This is a genomic window from candidate division WOR-3 bacterium, from assembly GCA_013177935.1.
Classification (GTDB): domain Bacteria; phylum Hydrothermota; class Tepidihabitantia; order Tepidihabitantales; family Tepidihabitantaceae; genus Tepidihabitans.
Map to the genome: position 1 here is coordinate 125,933 of JABLXZ010000002.1, position 18,087 is coordinate 144,019.

At 51.7% G+C, this 18,087-nt stretch carries 17 protein-coding genes; 10 read left to right on the top strand and 7 right to left on the bottom strand.

Annotated features, from left to right (window positions below; genetic code table 11):
- The first annotated feature begins 76 nt into the window (after positions 1-76).
- The 6 genes from HPY86_03815 to HPY86_03840 all read left to right on the top strand — a co-directional run bounded on the left by HPY86_03815 (position 77) and on the right by HPY86_03840 (position 5,800).
- Positions 77-1,486 carry a right-handed parallel beta-helix repeat-containing protein gene (locus HPY86_03815; protein ID NPV14042.1) on the top strand — a complete coding sequence of 470 codons (1,410 nt, stop codon included), beginning with the start codon at positions 77-79 and terminating at the stop codon, positions 1,484-1,486.
- Positions 1,487-1,531: 45 nt separating this feature from the next.
- Complete coding sequence (locus tag HPY86_03820) at positions 1,532-2,974, top strand: T9SS type A sorting domain-containing protein (protein NPV14043.1); 1,443 nt, start codon at positions 1,532-1,534, stop codon at positions 2,972-2,974.
- Between the two features lie 73 nt (positions 2,975-3,047).
- On the top strand, positions 3,048-3,281 hold the full coding sequence (locus tag HPY86_03825) for a TM2 domain-containing protein (protein ID NPV14044.1): 234 nt from the start codon (positions 3,048-3,050) through the stop codon (positions 3,279-3,281).
- An 81-nt stretch (positions 3,282-3,362) separates the two neighbouring features.
- Positions 3,363-4,175, top strand: a complete 813-nt coding sequence (locus HPY86_03830; protein NPV14045.1) for a GxxExxY protein — start codon at positions 3,363-3,365, stop codon at positions 4,173-4,175.
- Between the two features lie 98 nt (positions 4,176-4,273).
- On the top strand, positions 4,274-5,263 hold the full coding sequence (gene msrB / locus HPY86_03835; GenBank protein NPV14046.1) for a peptide-methionine (R)-S-oxide reductase MsrB: 990 nt from the start codon (positions 4,274-4,276) through the stop codon (positions 5,261-5,263).
- Between the two features lie 60 nt (positions 5,264-5,323).
- Positions 5,324-5,800 carry a hypothetical protein gene (locus tag HPY86_03840; GenBank protein NPV14047.1) on the top strand — a complete coding sequence of 159 codons (477 nt, stop codon included), beginning with the start codon at positions 5,324-5,326 and terminating at the stop codon, positions 5,798-5,800.
- 3 nt (positions 5,801-5,803) lie between these two features.
- Here HPY86_03840 and HPY86_03845 read toward each other — a convergent pair whose 3' ends face one another.
- The 3 genes from HPY86_03845 to mscL form a co-directional block, all read right to left on the bottom strand.
- Positions 5,804-6,826 carry a hypothetical protein gene (locus HPY86_03845; GenBank protein ID NPV14048.1) on the bottom strand — a complete coding sequence of 341 codons (1,023 nt, stop codon included), beginning with the start codon at positions 6,824-6,826 and terminating at the stop codon, positions 5,804-5,806.
- Positions 6,827-6,906: 80 nt separating this feature from the next.
- A complete protein-coding gene (locus HPY86_03850) occupies positions 6,907-8,085 on the bottom strand; it encodes a PQQ-like beta-propeller repeat protein (GenBank protein NPV14049.1) in 1,179 nt (392 codons plus the stop codon).
- A gap of 15 nt (positions 8,086-8,100) precedes the next feature.
- Positions 8,101-8,508 carry a large-conductance mechanosensitive channel protein MscL gene (mscL, locus tag HPY86_03855; protein ID NPV14050.1) on the bottom strand — a complete coding sequence of 136 codons (408 nt, stop codon included), beginning with the start codon at positions 8,506-8,508 and terminating at the stop codon, positions 8,101-8,103.
- Positions 8,509-8,633: 125 nt separating this feature from the next.
- Here mscL and lexA point away from each other — a divergent pair, with 125 nt between their 5' ends.
- Together lexA and HPY86_03865 are read left to right on the top strand one after the other, a co-directional pair.
- On the top strand, positions 8,634-9,218 hold the full coding sequence (gene lexA, locus HPY86_03860; protein NPV14051.1) for a repressor LexA: 585 nt from the start codon (positions 8,634-8,636) through the stop codon (positions 9,216-9,218).
- On the top strand, positions 9,215-10,459 hold the full coding sequence (locus HPY86_03865) for a DNA polymerase IV (protein ID NPV14052.1): 1,245 nt from the start codon (positions 9,215-9,217) through the stop codon (positions 10,457-10,459). The genes lexA and HPY86_03865 overlap by 4 nt, the downstream gene beginning before the upstream one ends.
- A 3-nt stretch (positions 10,460-10,462) precedes the next feature.
- Here HPY86_03865 and HPY86_03870 read toward each other — a convergent pair whose 3' ends face one another.
- The 3 genes from HPY86_03870 to HPY86_03880 all read right to left on the bottom strand — a co-directional run bounded on the left by HPY86_03870 (position 10,463) and on the right by HPY86_03880 (position 14,157).
- Positions 10,463-12,064: a carbon starvation protein A gene (locus HPY86_03870; GenBank protein NPV14053.1), complete on the bottom strand. Its 1,602-nt coding sequence runs from the start codon at positions 12,062-12,064 to the stop codon at positions 10,463-10,465.
- A 127-nt stretch (positions 12,065-12,191) separates the two neighbouring features.
- On the bottom strand, positions 12,192-13,439 hold the full coding sequence (locus tag HPY86_03875; GenBank protein ID NPV14054.1) for a DNA methyltransferase: 1,248 nt from the start codon (positions 13,437-13,439) through the stop codon (positions 12,192-12,194).
- Positions 13,440-13,455: 16 nt separating this feature from the next.
- Entirely contained in the window at positions 13,456-14,157 is a 702-nt protein-coding gene (locus tag HPY86_03880) for a hypothetical protein (protein ID NPV14055.1), read from the bottom strand.
- Between the two features lie 514 nt (positions 14,158-14,671).
- On the opposite strand from HPY86_03880, the gene HPY86_03885 reads away from it, so the two are divergent.
- Both HPY86_03885 and HPY86_03890 read left to right on the top strand, forming a co-directional pair.
- Complete coding sequence (locus HPY86_03885; protein NPV14056.1) at positions 14,672-15,118, top strand: hypothetical protein; 447 nt, start codon at positions 14,672-14,674, stop codon at positions 15,116-15,118.
- A gap of 78 nt (positions 15,119-15,196) precedes the next feature.
- Positions 15,197-16,642 (top strand): aldehyde dehydrogenase family protein, encoded by a 1,446-nt coding sequence (locus tag HPY86_03890; protein NPV14057.1) that lies wholly within the window; start codon positions 15,197-15,199, stop codon positions 16,640-16,642.
- Between the two features lie 2 nt (positions 16,643-16,644).
- Here HPY86_03890 and mgtE read toward each other — a convergent pair whose 3' ends face one another.
- Positions 16,645-18,036 carry a magnesium transporter gene (mgtE, locus tag HPY86_03895; GenBank protein ID NPV14058.1) on the bottom strand — a complete coding sequence of 464 codons (1,392 nt, stop codon included), beginning with the start codon at positions 18,034-18,036 and terminating at the stop codon, positions 16,645-16,647.
- Between the last annotated feature and the right edge of the window lie 51 nt (positions 18,037-18,087).

Sequence of the window (18,087 nt, forward strand, 5' to 3'; positions counted from 1 at the left end):
GCGCTAATCCTTGGAAAAAAACATCTCCTGGCGCCGGGGTGTTTTGATGCTGGCTTAATTTATTTAAGGAGGTTAAATGAAAAAAGCTAATGCGTTCCTATTTGTTATACTTGCCATTTTTAGTTGTAAAGAACCAGAACCCCTGGCTGATTACGACTACATATTAAGCCGGGATACCGACATCATTTCCCCACCCTCAGGTACCGCTCAGGAATGGATAACCATCATCGGCGGCAATCATACCGGTAAATACTATGTGGCGCCGGACGGCAGCGATTCAAACCCCGGCACTGCTGAAGCGCCCTTTAAAACGCTCAGTTATGCGGTGACGCGACTCCAGCCCGGTGACACCTTAGTGGTGTTTGCCCGGGAACGCAGCCGCACCCCGGTAATCGCCGGTGAAAATAACCTCATCGCCGCCTTTGACATCGCCAACTGCCAGTACCTCCGGATTGAAAACCTTGAAATCACGAGTAACAATGGCCGGCATTTCCGCGAGGCTTTTACCGGCACCAATGGTCCGGTCGCCCACATCGTCCTTAAGGACATCAAGGTCCACCATATTGACGAGTTTGGCATTGACATCGGCGATGCCGACGATTTACAAATCATCAACTGCCAGTTTACCTACTGCGGTTTTGGCTGCCTTGGCGGACCGGCGGGCGCACAGGGCGGCTGGCGCAATGTCCTGATTAAAGACTGCGACCTGTCCTACAGCGGTCATTACTATCAGGGCGGCGACGGCTCTAACCGTCCTTATGACCGACCCGATGGGTTCGGTATTGAGGCATCCGAGGGTCCCATTGAGATTGTCAATACCACCGCCACCCATAACTACAGCGATGGTCTGGACTCTAAGGCAAAGCGCACTTACATCCACGAGTGCCTCGTTGCCAACAACTCCTGCGACGGGGTGAAACTGTGGGGCGACTCTTCCCGGGTAGTAAACACCTTGATTTACGGCCGGGGCGATGGCAACAACACTGTCACACCCTGGTCACCGCTTGTCATCCATACCGAGAACCAGAATGCCCGGTTTGAAATCGTCAACTGCACGGTTGACGACTCTCTGGGCGAAAACTACCTGATGCATATCCAGTACGACAACCCCACCGTGCCGGTATTTTTACGCATTATCAACACCATCTTTGTCAGCCGGGGCGCTAATGCGCCCGCGCTCTGGCTTGCTAATTCGGTCAATTACGACATTCACCACAACCTGTTCTATGCGCCGCAAGATGACCGGCTGTTAATTAAGGGCGACACCACTTACACTTCGGCTGAAGTCAGCCAGATTGGAACCGGCAACATCTACGGCAGTCCGCTCTTTGTCCACACCGCCTGGGGTGAAGCAGGAGACTATCATTTAAACAGTAACAGCCCGGCGGTCGATGCTGGTGACGCTTCAGGCGCACCGGCTATTGACCTTGAAAACCAACCCCGGCCTCAGGGCAACGGGGTTGACATCGGCTGTTATGAAAGGTAAAGGCTGATAATGGTCCGGAGGAAATAAAACAAGAAAGGAGGAGGTATGAAAAACACCTTTTTAGTCCTCATATCAGCCCTTTTTGTTACCGGCGGTTTTAACCTCGTATCCGGATGGGGTGTTGATGTACCCATCGGTCAACACGACTCGGTTTATGATGTTAAACTTGACATCCACAGGCAGAGCGGACATCTCTTCGCCGGGACTGCTCATTTCGCTAACAACTCATATTTTGGTGGGGTTTACTTCTCAAGCGATAACGGCAGCAACTGGAGTTACAAACTTGGGTTTGGGAATACACAAAAAATAAACTCGGTGGGTGGTACAGTTCTGGATGATAAATATTATTTTTGTCTTACCATTAACAGTAGCCGTCAGGTATGGTTATGCAGATTCCGCACCTCAGACGGCGCGCAGATAGGATTCAACAATGGGGATAGCTGGATTGTTATTTTTACCCTCCCTGCCGGCGATACGATTAAAGAGCTTGCCCTGATAAGCGACCAGGATTTTGAGAACTACTGGCTAAACCTGCTGGTAATTACCAGTTCCGGTCAACTCCGCTACTTTTACAGCGATACCGCTGGTGTCAACTGGCACGAAATTACCACCGGTGTCACCAACGCCAAACGCGGACTTGATGCCTGCACCAACGAAGGCTTTTCCGATTATTATGCTCTGGTAAGTTATATCACCAACCGTGATAGTCTTCAGATTGATGGCATTGACTACAATGGAACTCGCTACCCATTGCGCACTTATTGGGTTGGACCAAACGCCCGCTTCACCTCAATTGGCGCCTACCACGACACCCTGCTCGCGGTTTATGAGTTCAGCGGTGCCGCGGCTTCCTACTACTGCCGGTATCGCGCCTCTTATAACGGTGGGCAAACATGGACGGAAGGGTGCTTCCCTATTGACACCACCGTGGTCTCCTGTATTCCGGATGTCGCCAGCCGTGCTGATGGTGGCCAGGGGGTTGTTTTTGCCTGGGGTGATGGGTCTGCCCGGCGACCGCAGTTCACCTGGCGCAACTATCACGGCTCATGGACAACACCGGTCACCTGGGGTGAATATCGGCCCCGCAGCGATGTCCGGATGGCGGTTGAATACCTGGGCAACGGCGCCTATGGTGCCATCTATTCCAGTTATTCGCCCGATTACGGCATAGCCTACTTTGACCGCAGCGACTGGACCGGAGTCGCGGAAAACCAGAATCCGGAGTTAATCGACCACGGCTTGCGACTGGAAACCAATCCAGCACGGCAGCAGGTAAAAATTTGCTATGTGGTTAACCAGCCCGGACCGGTGGGAATCTCACTCTACGATGCAACGGGCCGACTTTGCCGTTCGCTCCTTAACACCTATCAGACCCCGGGAAATTACACACTGACCATTGATAATACCGACCTAACGCCCGCGGTTTACATCGTCCGGTTAAAAACCGGGGATGAGGTTAATTCTGAGCGCCTGGTGTTTGTGAAATAGCGACCGGAGGCGATAAAGGTCAATTTTGACATCAACGCCGGATTCTATATCCTTATCGCAAAAATAAGGAGGCATTGTGTCAGCTGAAACTAAACCGGCAGAAGGCAAAGACTGGCTCACCGCCCTTTTGTTGTCCATCTTTCTTGGTCAACTGGGCGTGGACCGGTTCTTCCTTGGCTATATCGGCCTGGGTGTGTTAAAACTTCTCACCCTCGGTGGATTGGGAATCTGGTGGCTGATTGATGTGATTCTCATCGCCACGGGCCAGTTAAAAGATGCCCGTGGCAATCCGCTGGTGCGGAAGTAGCGTTAACCGCGTTTAACATAGGGCTGAGTACTTCTTCCCGGGAAAAAGGCCCGGGAGTTAATTGGTTTCGGAGGTTAAAAGATGGCAGGCAAGAATGATATAAATGAAACCATCAAGCAGGCAGCCGAAGAGGTTCTGAAAGTCCTTGGGTCGGGCTACAAGGAAACTGTTTACGAAGAGGCGCTTGCCCATGAGTTGCGCCTCCGGCAGATTCCTTATGAAAGACAGCGCAACTTTGAAATCCTCTACAAGGGCTACAGCGTGGGCTTGGGCCGTGCCGACTTAATCATCAACCCGCTCTGGGCGAAAACCGGCGAGAAAGAGACCGTAATGGAACTGAAGGCGGTTAAGAAAATCGCCGAATCGCATCGGCGCCAGGCACAGGTTTATATGGTCTCACTCAACATTGACCAGGGTGCGGTTTTGAGTTTTGGCGATGATGAGGTCCTTTTCGAGCCGGTTCCCAAACCGGACCGGAGTCTGAACATCAAAGTGGTAAAACCCCAAAAACCGTCAACAACATCTTTGCAAACCACCCTCGAATCTGCCGCGAAAGAGGTGTTTGAATACTTCGGCAAAGAATTTGTCTACCGGGAAGATACCGAAAAACTGTTTCCTGCCGCAATCGGGGTTGAACTTCGGCTCCGGGGCGTTGAGTTCACCCGAACAGGTCACGACATCCTCTACAAGTGCCACAAGGTCGACGAATATAAATTTGAATTCGCCTTTCCCGATGGTGAAGTGGCAACAGTGACAACTTACAAAAAGGATGAGGATATTGAAGAAGAAAAAGAAGAGTTCGGCTTCTATGTCAAACAGTTCAACCTGAAAAAGGGCTTTCTCATCGCCATTCCGGCTGGAGAAGAAGGTAAAGTGAAGGTTGAACCGGTTTAGCACATCTTGACCGGTTCGGCAAAAAGGTTTAACATATACCGATTGAATTGCTGGACATCCCGCTGAGCGACGGGCAGCGATAAAAAGGGAGGAAAAGGATGGCGACCGCAATCTTTGCCGGTGGCTGCTTCTGGTGTATGGAGTTCGCCTTCTCCTTTTTAGGGGTGCGCACCAGGGTTGGCTACACCGGCGGCACAAAAGAGAACCCCACCTATCAGGAGGTGTGCAGCGGTACCACGGGCCACTTCGAAGCGATTGAGATCACCTATCACCCGGCAAGCCTATCTTACGAAAGGCTCCTTGAGGTGTTTTTCCAGAACATCGACCCGACCGATGACGGTGGCCAGTTCTACGACCGGGGCGAACAGTACCAGACCGCCATCTTCTACACCGACGAAACCCAGAAACAACTCGCCCTTGAGGCAAAGGCACGGCTCCTTAACGCCGGCATCTTCCCGCGCATCGAGACAAAAATCCTGCCCGCAAAGAGGTTCTGGCCTGCGGAAGATTACCACCAGAAGTACTACAAAAAGTGCCCGGCACAGTTTCAATCTTATCACAAAGCATCGGGTCGGGAACAAGGGGTCAAAAAATTCTGGCAGGGCTATGAAAAGTTCCGCCTGTTTCCGGAACGGCAGCAGTACTGGCTCGGCTACAAAAAACCCGCGCCCGAGAGTCTGAAAACAGCCCTTTCCCCGTTATCATATCAGGTAACCCAGCATAACGGCACCGAACCCGCCTTCAACAACGAATACTGGAACAACCACGAGGCGGGCATTTATGTTGACATCGTCTCGGGCGAACCGCTCTTCTCTTCCCTTGACAAATTTGACTCCGGCACCGGCTGGCCCAGTTTCACCCAGCCCTTAGAACCACAGAACATCGCTACCCGAACCGACACATCCCACGGCATGACCCGAACCGAAGTGCGCAGTCGGCACGCCGACTCCCATCTCGGCCATCTCTTTCCGGACAACACCCCAACCGGCTTCCGCTACTGCATCAACTCCGCCGCCTTACGCCTCATTCCCAAGAACGAACTTACCCGCCTTGGCTACGGCGCCTATCTAAAACTGTTTTCTCAATAAACCTATAATAAACAACACGCCCGATTTTTGACTCTCTCTTTATGCTGGCTAAAATGAACTATGAAATGTCTTGTTGTCTATTTTTCCTGGAGCGGCATTACCGCTAAGGTTGCCCGGGATTTAGCCGAAGCGCTAAAGGGTGACCTTGAAGAGATAAAGTGTAACGAATACAAAAGTCTGTTTTCGGTTTTCTGGTATGGGCTTTTCCTGCGGAAAAGACCTTTGACCTTAAAGCCGCTAAAGTTTAACCCTGGCGACTACGACCTTGTAATCATCGGTGCACCAACCTGGGCCGGTCGTCCACCACTGCCGGTTAAGGTTTATCTTGACCGGTACCAGAACCAGTTGCCCAGAGCGGCATTTTTCAGCACTTCCGCCGACCCGCGGGAACAGAAGGTCCTCTCAACCCTTGAGGAGTGGTCGGGCAAAAAACCGGTGGCAACTGCCCATTTTCACCGGACCGCAGTCAAGACCGCAAACTATTCCGAACTTCTTGCCGGGTTTCTCCAGCAGCTCCGCACCGTACCCGAAGATTAGCCGCTACCGGCCTGAGAGTTGTTTCCACACCTGATATGCCTGCTTTTCGGCACCGTCAATTTTGATTAACCCATTCCCGTCCTGGTCGCTTAAGTCGTGGAGCCATGCCCAGCCCAGGAGTTTTAAATCCAGCCCCTGGTCTTGGGTCAAACGGGTTACCAGTTGGTTGAGAAACGTCGCCTGCGCCTCTTCACCCCCCAGTGCCGGCAAAGACGACCAGGCGACTTCCGAAAAGCCAAACGGTTTACCCGGGAAGTACCCTGCGGCACGTGCATAGTAATCGTCCGGAACGCTTTCCGGACTAACCCAGCCTAACGCATAGGGGTAACTGGTGAAAATGAGCAGGTCCAGTTTCTCCGGGGCAAACAGAGAAAGAACAGCAAGGTCCGCCTCCCGATTTTCGGCAACCATCTCCCGGGCAAAGGTGCAGAACACCTCAGTCTCGGGTGAAAGCGTTTTCACCGCATCGTAAATCTCGTTGTAGAGCGTGACATAATGGCGGAATCCATTGACACCGTCCAGCCCGTACTTTTCATACCAGCGGTTGACCTCATTACCGAGCGACAGATAACGTGGCTTCACCGCCCGTACCACATCCAGTACCGCCTTTTTGTAAGCCGCGCGCCAGGCAGAGTCGCTTAAAGTTGCACCGCTCATTCCGGGCGGTGTCGCCAGCGTCACTCCGGCGTCAATAAAAGACAGATGGACAAGCGGAAACATCTCGTTCCCGCGGATATAACCCTTGACAAAGGTGTTACCCCAATCGCCCTGCAAATCCGCCGCCAAATTGTAAAAGGGTGTTGGTCTGCCCCAGACCGGGGCAAACTCCGCATATTCTGCCGCCTGTTGATATGCCGCGCTGAAATCCTGACCCTGTGCCGGTGAAGGCAACACACCCATAAAGAACCCCCGGGCTGGTAAAGTTGGGTTGTCAATGGGAGTAACTACCACCTCGCCTTTGTGACATACCAGCAGTACAGCCGCTACCACGAGCAAAACCAGACCGTACCAGACCTTCATTTTCATCTTACCTCCTTAAAGATTACCTTATCAAAGATGTCTGTGATTGCGGTACAACCGGTATTCAAAATTCGGGCTCCCTATCTTTACGGGCTCAGCGCATTGCCGGTATTACGGTTGTCGTGCCGGGACCTGGGCCAGGATGAGTTTGCCAGCCCAGAACTGTTGCCTTCAAAGGCAAAAAGACCGCTACCACTCGCGACATAAACCGTGCCGTCCGCGCCGATTGCCGGTGCCCCCACCGCAAACACCACGACATTTCCTAATGGATAACGCCATTTCAGATTGCCCTCACTGTCAAACGCACCTTCAACGGTGTAAATTGTGCCCTCAGAATCAATCGTCAGGTCATAAGCCTCCTGCAAATAATTGGTGGTCTGTTTTGTCCAGCGCACCTGTCCGGCTGGAGAAACCGCATATAACCCACCCCTTTCTGTGTCGGTGGCGCTGCCCAGATAGATTGTGCCATCAAGCCCAATCACCGGCGTGCCGACATTAATACAGTTGCTGTCAAGCACGGTGCAGACCCAGCGTAAAGCGCCGTCTGAAGTAAACGCCATAAGATTGCCCTGAAAGTCCAACCCGGTGCCGAAGACATAAACCGTACCATCTCCACCGAGCGCAATCCGGTCTTCGGTATGAATCAGGGGTGCCATATCTGCCGTCCATTTCACGGTGCCATCCGTTTTCAGGGCAATCAGGTCGTGGTCGGCACCAATGTAGATGGTGCTGTCTCCATCAACCACCGGAAAGGTGATACAGGAGCCGCCACCAACATAACGCGTCCAGTTTAAACTCCCGGCTGGCGAAAGAGCATAGAGCGATTCCGGCGCATACACATAAATTGTGCCATCCGCACCGAGCGCAGGTGTGCCGCAAATCGTTGGGAAGTCCGTTTTAATCGGAAACCGCCAGCTGACCGTGCCGTTCGGGTTGATAGCGTAAAGATTGCCATCCGCGGCAAAAATGTAGATTGTGCCATTCGCGGCGACGACCGGCGAGATGAAGATGTTGGACGGATGATAGAACACAGTATCGGGCAAACCGAGCCGCCATTTGACCGTGCCATCCGGATTAAATGCGTAAAGGGTGTCCTTTTCACTGAACGCGTAGATGGTGCCATCGTTACCAATTGCCGGTGAGTTCATAAATGCCGCACCAGTGAACTGCCATTTTATCTTGGGCGCCGGCTCCTTCTCACCACAGGCAAGAAGGGTTAAAACCAGCCCCGCGAAAACGGTGCCTGTCCTAACCCATCGCAACATTTTTCCTCCCTTTTATTACCGCGGGCGCTCTTTAAGCAAGTCCCGGATTTCGGTTAAAAGTTTCTCCTCGTTTGACGGCGCGGGCGGTGCCGGTGCCTCCTCCTGACGCCGCTTAAGCAGGTTGATTGGCTTAACAATGGCGAAAAATATCGCCAGGGCGATGAGCAGAAAGTCAATGATGGTCTGGATAAAACTGCCGTATTTTAACACGAGCGCCGGTTGGTCCCCGCTCGCCGCCTTTAGGGTAATCGCCAGATGGGAGAAGTTCACGCCACCCAGAATCAAACCGATGGGCGGTAGAATAACATCGTTCACCAAAGAAGAGACAATCTTACCAAACGCCGCGCCGACGATGATGCCAACCGCCATATCAATCACATTGCCCCGCAGGGCAAACTCCTTAAACTCCTTTAAGAAACTCACCACACCTCCTTTTGGTTGCACTAAACCGCCACAACTGATTATCTTACCATCAGCCCCAAATGTCAAACCACACCCATCTAAAGATTTTTCTTGACAGGTGAACAATCGTTCACTATAATTGGGTGATGGCAGAGAAGGTGAACTTAACCGAACGCGTTCGCCGGCTTCAGGAGTTTTATCTCAGGCACCAGCGGATGCCCTCCTATGCGGAAATCGCCCGGCTCCTGAACCTGCGCTCAAAAAATGCGGTGTTTCGGCTTGTTGAGAAGTTGCGCCGCCTGAACATCCTCGACAAAGACGCCACAGGCCGGCTTATCCCCAAAAACCTTGCCGCCCCAATCAAACTCCTCGGCACGGTTGAAGCCGGGTTTCCTTCACCCGCGGAAGAAGAACTGCTCGACCGGGTGTCGCTTGACCGCTGGCTTGTCACCAACTCCGCCGCCACCTTTCTCCTTAAAGTGACCGGCGACTCAATGTCCGGTGCCGGCATTCTGCCCGGTGATACGGTTTTGGTGGACCGCGCCCCGGCCCCGAAAAACGGCGACATCGTGATTGCCGAAGTTGATGGCGCCTGGACGATGAAGTTCTTTTATAAAGAAGGTGGTAAAATCGTCCTGCGTGCCGCCAACCCCAAATATCCACCAATTAAACCCCGCCGGGAACTGAAAATCGGCGGTGTCGTCACCGCGGTCATCAGGAAGTACCGATGAAAAATCTGCCCCTTCTCGTCCACGACTGGGATAACGCCATCCTCCATATTGACGCCGACGCCTTTTTTGCCACCTGCGAACAGGCGACCAATCCGAGCCTTAAAGGCAAACCGGTTGTGGTCGGCAGGGAACGGGGCATCGTCACCGCGGCAAGTTATGAAGCAAAAAGCCGGGGCATCAGGCGCGGTATGCGCCTCAGTGAAGTTAAAAAGTTGTGCCCGGATGCGGTCCTCATCACCTCGGACTACGAGAAGTACAGCCTGTTCTCGTTCCGCCTGATGGAAATCCTGCGCCGCTTCTCACCGCTCGTTGAGCCCTATTCCATTGACGAAGCGTTCGTTGACCTCACCGGCTTACGCCGGCCCTTTCATGCCTCCTATCACGAACTGGGCTTAAAGATAAAAAGCACCATCACCAATGAACTGGGCATCTCGGTATCGGTGGGCATCAGCCTGACCAAAACCCTTGCCAAAGTCGCCTCCCGGCACCAGAAGCCGGATGGTCTCACCGTAATACCAGGCAGAGAGATTCACCATTACCTCAGCCGCCTGCCCGTTGGTGAAGTGTGGGGCATCGGTCCGAACACCGCTGCCTGGTGTGCCAAATTAGGGATTTACACCGCGCTTGACCTTGCCCGCAAACCCGCCGATTTCATCCAGCGCTACTTCTCCAAACCGTTTTACGAAATCTGGCAGGAGTTAAACGGCACCATCGTATATCCGGTGAAACCCGAGCCCAAAACCACCTACCTCTCCATCAGCAAAGCCCGCACCTTTCCGGCAACATGCGACCGCCTGACCGTACTTGCCCATCTCAGCACCAACCTTGAAGACGCCTGTTTCAAAGCCCGGCGCTATCAACTGGCACCCCAGCGACTTATTCTTTTTCTCCGCACCCAGGAGTTCAAGGAGTGTGCGGTGGAGTTAAAGTTGACGACACCCAGCGCCTATCCACCGCTCCTCACCCCTTTCTTTGAGCAGGGGTTCAACCAGCTGTTCCAGAATGGGGTCTGGTATCGCCAGACCGGTGTGATTCTCACCCATCTTGTGCCGGTTAACCGGGTCCAGCCCAGCCTGTTTGACGACCCAATCCGGCTTGAAAAGATTGCCCGCCTTTATCAGGCGGTTGACCGGCTTAAGGTCCGGGAAGGTGTTACCGTCCTCACCGATGGCCTTGCCCCGGGCACCACCGCATCATCTCAGGACCGCCTCTCAATCCCGGTGCTCAAAATCCGGGTATAAAACCTAACCCGCTCGCAACCGGTGCAAATTACGCACCGTCTCCTCGACCATAAAACCGGCAAGGAGCAAAAGGGCAACCGCAATCACCCCGAGGGTGAACTTGTGCCCGGTGAAAAACTTAATTGCCAGAAGCGCGAGCGCACCGGTCGTCACAAGGAGCATAAAAATCCCCGGGATTAAGGTGTACAGGCTCGGTTTGCCCCGGCTGAAAAGCCAGGCGGTGACCACAAGCAGCGCCAGCGCCGCCACCAGTTGATTCGCCGCACCAAAAACCGGCCAGATTGACTGCCAGGCACCAAACGCCAGATAGGTTGCCAGTCCAATCACCACCAGCGTGTTAAAGAACATATTCTTCATCGGCTTTATCCCCAGCCGTTCGCCAAAAAGTTCGGTGCCGATGTAGCGGGTGATTCTCGTTGCGGTGTCAAGGGTTGTCACAATAAAGGTCTTGAGCATCGTAATCCCGATGAACATCCCGAGCCCGCGCAGAATCGGCTGGGCGATAACCCCGTAGCCCTTACCAAACGCCACAATCCAGTTCCCGCTCCGGACCAGTTCCGGATAAACCAGACCCTGAGGACCACCAAACCAGTGCAGACCTGCGGTCACACAAACCACCGCCAGTACCGCCAGCACCCCTTCGGTCAGCATTGCGCCGTAACCAATCTTCTTTGCATCCCCCTCCCGGTTCAACTGCTTGGATGTCGTGCCGCTGGCAACAAGCGAATGGAACCCGGAAATTGCGCCGCAGGCGACCGTCACACAGAGCATCGGCAAAAGATACCCCTCACTACCGGAAAACCCGACATACACCGGGGTCTGAATCGGCGGATGGGTCAAGAGCAGTCCCAGAAACCCAACCACCATCCCAAAAAGCAGAACAAAAAACGACAGATAGTCCCGGGGCTGGAGAATGATATTCACCGGCAGAACCGATGCGGTTCCGGCATAAAAAATCAAAAGCGTGAGCAGCCAGCCGTGATAACTCCACCTTATCGGAAAGTGCAAACCGGCAACAATCAACAGGAAAAAAAGCACCATCCCGATCGCGGTTGCCACAACTGAATTCACCCGCCAGCGATAAAGCAAAAGCCCGACAAAGACCGCCAAAACAATAATCCCAAAGGTCGGCAGGACAATCTCCGGTGTCGTCTGTAGCGTCTTTGCCGCGGAAGCAGCAAACACCGCAATCACCAGAATCAAACACAGCCAGACAAAAAGGGAAAAAATCAATCGCACCCGCGTGCCCAGCAACTTCTCCGTCGTATCGGCGATTGACTTACCATCGCTGCGCAAAGATACCATCAAACTGGCAAAGTCGTGCACCCCACCCACAAAAATTGAGCCGATCAGAATCCAGAGCATTGCCGGGCCCCAGCCCCACACCGCACCAGCAATCACCGGACCAAGAATCGGTCCGGCACCGGCGATTGAAGAAAAGTGATGGCCAAAAAGCACCAGCCAGTTCCTTGCCGGTACATAGTCAACCCCGTCGTAATGGGTGTGCGCCGGCGTCTTATTCTGCGGATTCATATCAAACAGTCGCGCCAAAAGCCCGCCGTAAAACCGGTAGGCAAAAGCAAAAACCACAACCGCGCCCAACATCAGAACCAGTGAACTCACAATAGCCTCCTTATCCCATATTTATAACCCTCTTCATAGTAATGTCAAGCAATAGGAAAGTGCGCAGCAATGGTTGTCGGAAATGTCCTTTGCCTTTGTGAAATGTTTTTTACTTTACCTTTCTGAGGATAACAATATACTCATAATTCATTGTGGCATCTGTAAGCCCAGCGATATTACTGGGACTGTTCCTTTTCGGCATCCTTTTGTTGGGAATAGCCCTTATTATCGTTTTGATATGTTTGAAACCGGCCCTTTCAAAAAATTCTCTTGTTATTTCATCATTAGGAATTTCTACACCCTTAACCCTACGATTCCCAACGACATAACCTACAACCCCGCCCTTTTTTACAACCGTAGAAACATTTTTAATTGATTTCTCGTAATCTATATAAAAAGAAACCACATCATTCACCCTTTTTTCGTCTATTTGAGCAATCTTAAATAACACATTGTCAAGTGGTGCAAAATCAAAATACCTGAATTCTGCCTTTCTTGCTCCTCCCATAGACTGTTTATCAACTTCTTGCGCTTCCACGAACCCCAACCACTGATTGCTCAACCTTGAAAACTGCCCATAAGCCACAGTAGTTTTAGAATCGCCATAAGGTGGTGACGTTACAATTATGTCCACACTCTCTTTTCTAAGGATATCATAAGGAACTCCTTCAACAGTGTTGAAGTCATGGATTTCTGAATCTGCACCAGACTTTTTTAAAGAGATGTATTCAGCCATCCCATTTCTATTTCGAAATAGTTTCTGACTCATTATAGCCAAAACATCGGGATTGAATTTTTCTATTTGTTCCTGCGTCATCCGATATAGTTTAAACTCGCAATTTCTTGTCAGGGATGTTTCTCTTATCGTTTCGCTAAACGCCACCTTGAAAAAGTCTTGTACATCCCGGTTGTTCATTTCCTCGATGTATTCTTTTATCACAGCAAGCCAATGTTGAGTCTCTTTTTTAAACCAATAATCGATATTTTTAAAGCGGGGAATTTCGGGGTTGATATTGGGGTTCCCTAAACGGTTTTCAAACATAAAATTATAGAAATCATTAAGATGGCAATCCAGCACTGCCAAAGGAATGACTGTCGTCTTGACCTTTGCTATTAAGCGGGCTAATGGATTGATGTCCGTTCCAATGGCGTTTATACCCCGCAAATTGGCCTCAACCAATGATGTCCCAGTGCCACAGTATGGATCAAATAAAAGCCGGGCGCCTTTCCCAAACTCGTCTAAAATCCGCCCCGCAACTTGAGGAATCATCATCGCCGGGTAAGGATGAAAGCAATGGGTATATTGCTTTGTATTTGCGGTTAAAAAATCCCAAGTTCCGTCACGGTATTTTTTAATTGCCGCGGGCCTTATTTTAGATAAGCTGGTTGCGGGATTCATAAAGATTTACCAAGTCTTGTTCTTTGATCCGGAATGCCGTACCTCTATTTCTTACAGCGCCGTTTTCTTTTAAATGCATCCTAAGGTCAATGCCAATCAACGAATTTTTAAAAGCGCTTATAATGCTCCGCGAAGTCGGGTTTTGTAAAATATATGCTTCATTATAATGAAAATATTCCCTGCCTTGTTCTACTTTTCTGTCCGCCATGACAATCAATAACCTACTCATCTTTGCCATAAATTTCCCTACTATAACATATACATCCCAAGTCGCAATGACTGTCCCGCTCTCTCTAACAATGAGGTCTACCGTATTTTTAGTTTCATTTATATTTAAACTTAATCCCTGCGGTATAGGTCTCCTAAAAAATATAGTATTTTTTAAGGCGTATCTACCTCTTTCATCAACATACCCGAATCGCTCAATAAGGTCTCTTTGATTCACGCGCCAAACGCCTTTGTTGAAAGTAAACAGCGTAATTAAAGACTGGGAGTCTTTTCTAACGGTTTTTATCTCCACTCTACCACCTATATCAGGAATCGGAATATTGTTTTCAATTACTCCAAAAAGTGTCTCAAATGTATAACCAATCCCGGTCGGTCCTTTTCTTAGAGATTCGACAAAACCTCTATCTCTTATTTCCTGTAGTCTCCTTACCACGTTTCTTAATTGCACCCTTTCCTCCTTAATTCGCGACATCTTTCCTATGGTAATAATTAGCTGTACATATCTCGATAAACTTACCTAAATAATTAACATGTGCATAATTCTTGACATACAAAGCACCCATTGTCTTTTTAGAAATACATTCATAATTAATCTGATTGTTTTTTCGGGGTCGCAGGTCTGTGAAATAAGAAAAGTCTTTAAATACATTCTCTAACATGCTCATAATAAATATATAAAAACATAAACCAAAGTCTATCTCTTCCTGTATAGAAAAAATTAATTCCCGCTGCCTCTTTCTGGATGAATAAGGTGAAAGGATGTATTAAAACAATGCCCTGCTGGGGCTCCGAAGCCTAAATATATTTTGCTCTCTTTCCTTTCCTAATTACCGATAGGAAGGAGTAAAATACCTCGTTTACAGCGGGATGATTTTAATATATCTCACTGTAACGCATTTTCATCCATTGCCATTTCCTCAACCGAAAAAACTGCGTGAATTTTTGGGGTTTTAAGGCTCTTAATGGTCGTAATGGAAACACGCCATCTCCAGCGGCAGGGATGGCGTCCGAAAAATCTGCCGCAGAAAGGAGGTGAAAGAATGAGCGACCTGATGAAGCGCATCAATCGCTGGACGGTAAAGACCAGTCCGGATAAGGTGAAGGCAAACCTTGAAGAGTTGCGTCCTTCAATGCTCGCCAACACCCAGGCGGTTTTCCCGGAACTGGTGCAGATGGAAACCGAGACCAAACAGGTCCTGGACGGTGAAGGCGTTTCGGTAATCCAGTACCCGTTCTATCTCGCATTCGCCCGCGAGTTGTGGCGCAAGCGCCGGCAGGCAATCTCCGGTTCGTCTCTTGCCCGTGAGGCGCAGGTGCTGATTGCCAAATGGGAGGCGCGTGGCTTAGCGGTGTCGGTGCTGGAGAAAATCCGGACTCAGGTGTTTGACATCGCACCGTTCGGTCCGTAACCAACCCGCGGGTGGCTCTTTTGAGCCACCCGCCTTTTTCGTCTTGACCGGTCGCTTCTCGGGCACTATCTTTATTCCGTGAACACCGCACCTAAGTTGCTCATTGCCGGTAAATGGGTGGCAACCGGCACTTTTGCTGATGTTGTCAACCCCTATGACCGCTCGGTTCTGGGCAAGGTACCGGTCGCCCGCGCCGCTGAAGTTACTGATGCCTTAAACGCTGCCGAAGCCGGCGCCGGGGTGATGCGCTCTTTGCCCGCCCATCGCCGTGCCCAAATTCTGCACCGCACTGCGGAGTTGATTGCGGAAAATGGAGATGAGTTTGTCCGGCTGATTGTTGCCGAGGCAGGCAAACCGGTTAAGTTCGCCCGCATTGAGGTGTCCCGGGCAATTGAAACGGTACGGTTCTCCGCTGAGGAGGCAAAGCGGATTTGTGGTGAGACCGTTCCGATGGATGCTCTGCCCGGTTCAGAAAGGCGCCGGGGGTTTTACATCCGGGTGCCACGCGGTGTTATCGCCGCAATCACACCGTTCAACTTCCCTTTAAACCTCGTGGTCCATAAGGTCGCACCCGCGCTTGCCGCCGGTAACGCGGTGGTGTTAAAACCGGCAACCAAGACCCCATTTTGCGCCCTGAAACTGGCGGAACTTTTGCTTCAAGCCGGACTGCCACCTGAGGCGCTCAATGTCCTGATTGGACCGGGCACCAGCGTGGGCGAAATGCTTGTGGCAGACCCGCGGGTCCGGATGATAACCTTTACCGGCAGCGCCGCGGTGGGCGAAAAAATCAAAAAGACCGCGGGTTTAAAGCCGATAACTCTGGAACTGGGTTCCAACTCCGGTGCGATTATTGACGAGACCGCGCAACTTGACCGGGTAGTGGCGCGCTGTGTCCTTGGTGCCTTTGCCTATTCCGGACAGGTGTGCAACCACACCCAGCGCTTGATTGTCCACCAGAAGGTTGCCCCGCAGTTCATTGAAATGTTTGTTGCCGCCACTTCAAAACTGATTATCGGTGACCCCCAAAATCCGGAGACCGATATCGGGCCCTTGATTGACCAGGTGGCACTGGAGCGTGCTGAAACGTTAATTGCTGAAGCGCTCTCTGCCGGTGCCCGGCTCTTAACCGGGGGTAAGGCAGAAGGCACAATCTTTCTGCCCACCATCCTCACCAATGTCACGCCGGAAATGAGGGTGGTGAATGAAGAGACCTTTGCCCCGATTGTCACAATTGAAACCGCACCCGATTTTACCCGGCTACTTGAACTCTACAACCGGGGTTCAACCGCCGGCAAATACGCCTATGGGCTCTGTGCCGGGGTGTTTACCTCGGACTTTACCCGGGCGTTTCAGGCGGCTGAGGAGCTTGAGGTCGGCGCGGTTTACATCAACGACTCTGCCACCTTTCGGGTTGACCATCAGCCTTATGGTGGAGTTCGGGATTCAGGTTTGGGCAGAGAGGGTCCTAAATTCGCAATCCAGGAGATGACCGAAATCCGGTTTGTCTCGTTTAACCTCGACTGAAGTTATACGGGTTTGCCCAGAAATAGATAGGCGATGCCTAAATAAATCGCCGTGCCAAAGATGTCCGCGAGGGTGGTGATGAGTGGTGTGCTGGCGGTTGCCGGGTCGCGCTTTAACTTGGTGAAGATAAAGGGCAGAACGATGCCGATGGCACAGCCGACAATAACATTTACGACCATCGCCAGCACCACCACCGGTGCAATCTTTAACCCGCCCCGGACAAAACCCATAATTGAGATGCCCAAGCCCATTGTCAAACCCAGACCCAGTGCCAGCAAAATCTCCCTGCCCAGCAGGAAAAGCCAGTCCCGCATTCGAACTGTACCGACCGCCAGCGCCCGAATGACCAGCGTTGCCGACTGGGAACCGGCGTTGCCCGCGGTGTCCACCAGTACCGGCAGAAATGTAACCAGGACCACATACTGGGCAAGGAGTTCGGAAAACCCTTGAATGATACCACCGGTGATTAAGTCCATTATCAAAAGCGCCAGAAGCCACACCACCCGGCTGCGATAGAGCAGTTTCAGCGGTACCTCACGCAGCTTGGTGATGAAGGTCAAGTCAATCTTACCCGGATGAATACCGGAAATCTTGGTGATGTCTTCGGTCTGCTCTTCCCGGACAACATCAAGGATGTCGTCAATCGTCACAATCCCGAGCAGAACCCCTTCACTGTTCACAACCGGCAGCGCCAGCAGGTCGTAGCGCTCGGCAACCCGTGCCGCCTCCTCCTGGTCCGCACTCGCCTCAATTGAGATGAACTGATGGTCCATAATCGCCTCAATCTTCTCCTCGGGCGCAGCAAGGATGAGCCGGCGCAACGGGATATCGTCAAGGAGCCGGTTCTGCTCGTCCACCACATAAACGGTGTTAATCGTCTCGGCATCAACCCCGTTTTTCCGGATGTGTTCGAGCGCCTGTTTCACGGTCCAGTGCGAGAACACCGCAACATAGTCCGGGGTCAAAAGCCGGCCCACGCTGTTTTCCGGAAAGCCCAGCGCTAACAGCGTCTCCTTCCGGTCTTCAGGGGAAAGGAGGTTCAGTGCCCGCTGAATTACCGCCGGTGGCAGGTCTTCAAACAGTTCGGTGCGGTCGTCCGGCGCCAGTTCCGCCATCAGGCTCCGGACCTGCTCATCGGATAAGTTTTTTATCAGGGTCAACTGTTTGTCCGGGTCAAACTCGGCAAACACCTCGGACTGCAACTTCTGGGGCAAAAGCCGGAAGATAACCACCTTGTCCGGGTCGGGCAAACTGGCAATCAGGTCCGCAATGTCCGGTGCAGGCCATTCATTCAGGGCATCCTTAATCCCCTGCCAGTTTTTCTCCTCGAGCATCTCGCGGATTTCCGGCTCGAGCAGTTGCTTTAAGATGTTAACTCTTTTTCTGACCGGCATATTGCACCTGTCGCTATCTTACCGATTATTTCGTTTAAGGCAAGTTTTGCC

Excerpts from the sequence above, each read along its gene's own strand:
- HPY86_03815 (NPV14042.1), top strand. The coding sequence starts at position 77 with ATGAAAAAAGCTAATGCGTTCCTATTTGTTATACTTGCCATTTTTAGT.
- HPY86_03820 (NPV14043.1), top strand. The coding sequence starts at position 1,532 with ATGAAAAACACCTTTTTAGTCCTCATATCAGCCCTTTTTGTTACCGGC.
- HPY86_03830 (NPV14045.1), top strand. The coding sequence starts at position 3,363 with ATGGCAGGCAAGAATGATATAAATGAAACCATCAAGCAGGCAGCCGAA.
- msrB (NPV14046.1), top strand. The coding sequence starts at position 4,274 with ATGGCGACCGCAATCTTTGCCGGTGGCTGCTTCTGGTGTATGGAGTTC.
- HPY86_03840 (NPV14047.1), top strand. The coding sequence starts at position 5,324 with ATGAAATGTCTTGTTGTCTATTTTTCCTGGAGCGGCATTACCGCTAAG.
- HPY86_03845 (NPV14048.1), bottom strand. The coding sequence starts at position 6,826 with ATGAAAATGAAGGTCTGGTACGGTCTGGTTTTGCTCGTGGTAGCGGCT.
- HPY86_03850 (NPV14049.1), bottom strand. The coding sequence starts at position 8,085 with ATGTTGCGATGGGTTAGGACAGGCACCGTTTTCGCGGGGCTGGTTTTA.
- lexA (NPV14051.1), top strand. The coding sequence starts at position 8,634 with ATGGCAGAGAAGGTGAACTTAACCGAACGCGTTCGCCGGCTTCAGGAG.
- HPY86_03865 (NPV14052.1), top strand. The coding sequence starts at position 9,215 with ATGAAAAATCTGCCCCTTCTCGTCCACGACTGGGATAACGCCATCCTC.
- HPY86_03870 (NPV14053.1), bottom strand. The coding sequence starts at position 12,064 with ATGTTGGGCGCGGTTGTGGTTTTTGCTTTTGCCTACCGGTTTTACGGC.
- HPY86_03885 (NPV14056.1), top strand. The coding sequence starts at position 14,672 with ATGGTCGTAATGGAAACACGCCATCTCCAGCGGCAGGGATGGCGTCCG.
- mgtE (NPV14058.1), bottom strand. The coding sequence starts at position 18,036 with ATGCCGGTCAGAAAAAGAGTTAACATCTTAAAGCAACTGCTCGAGCCG.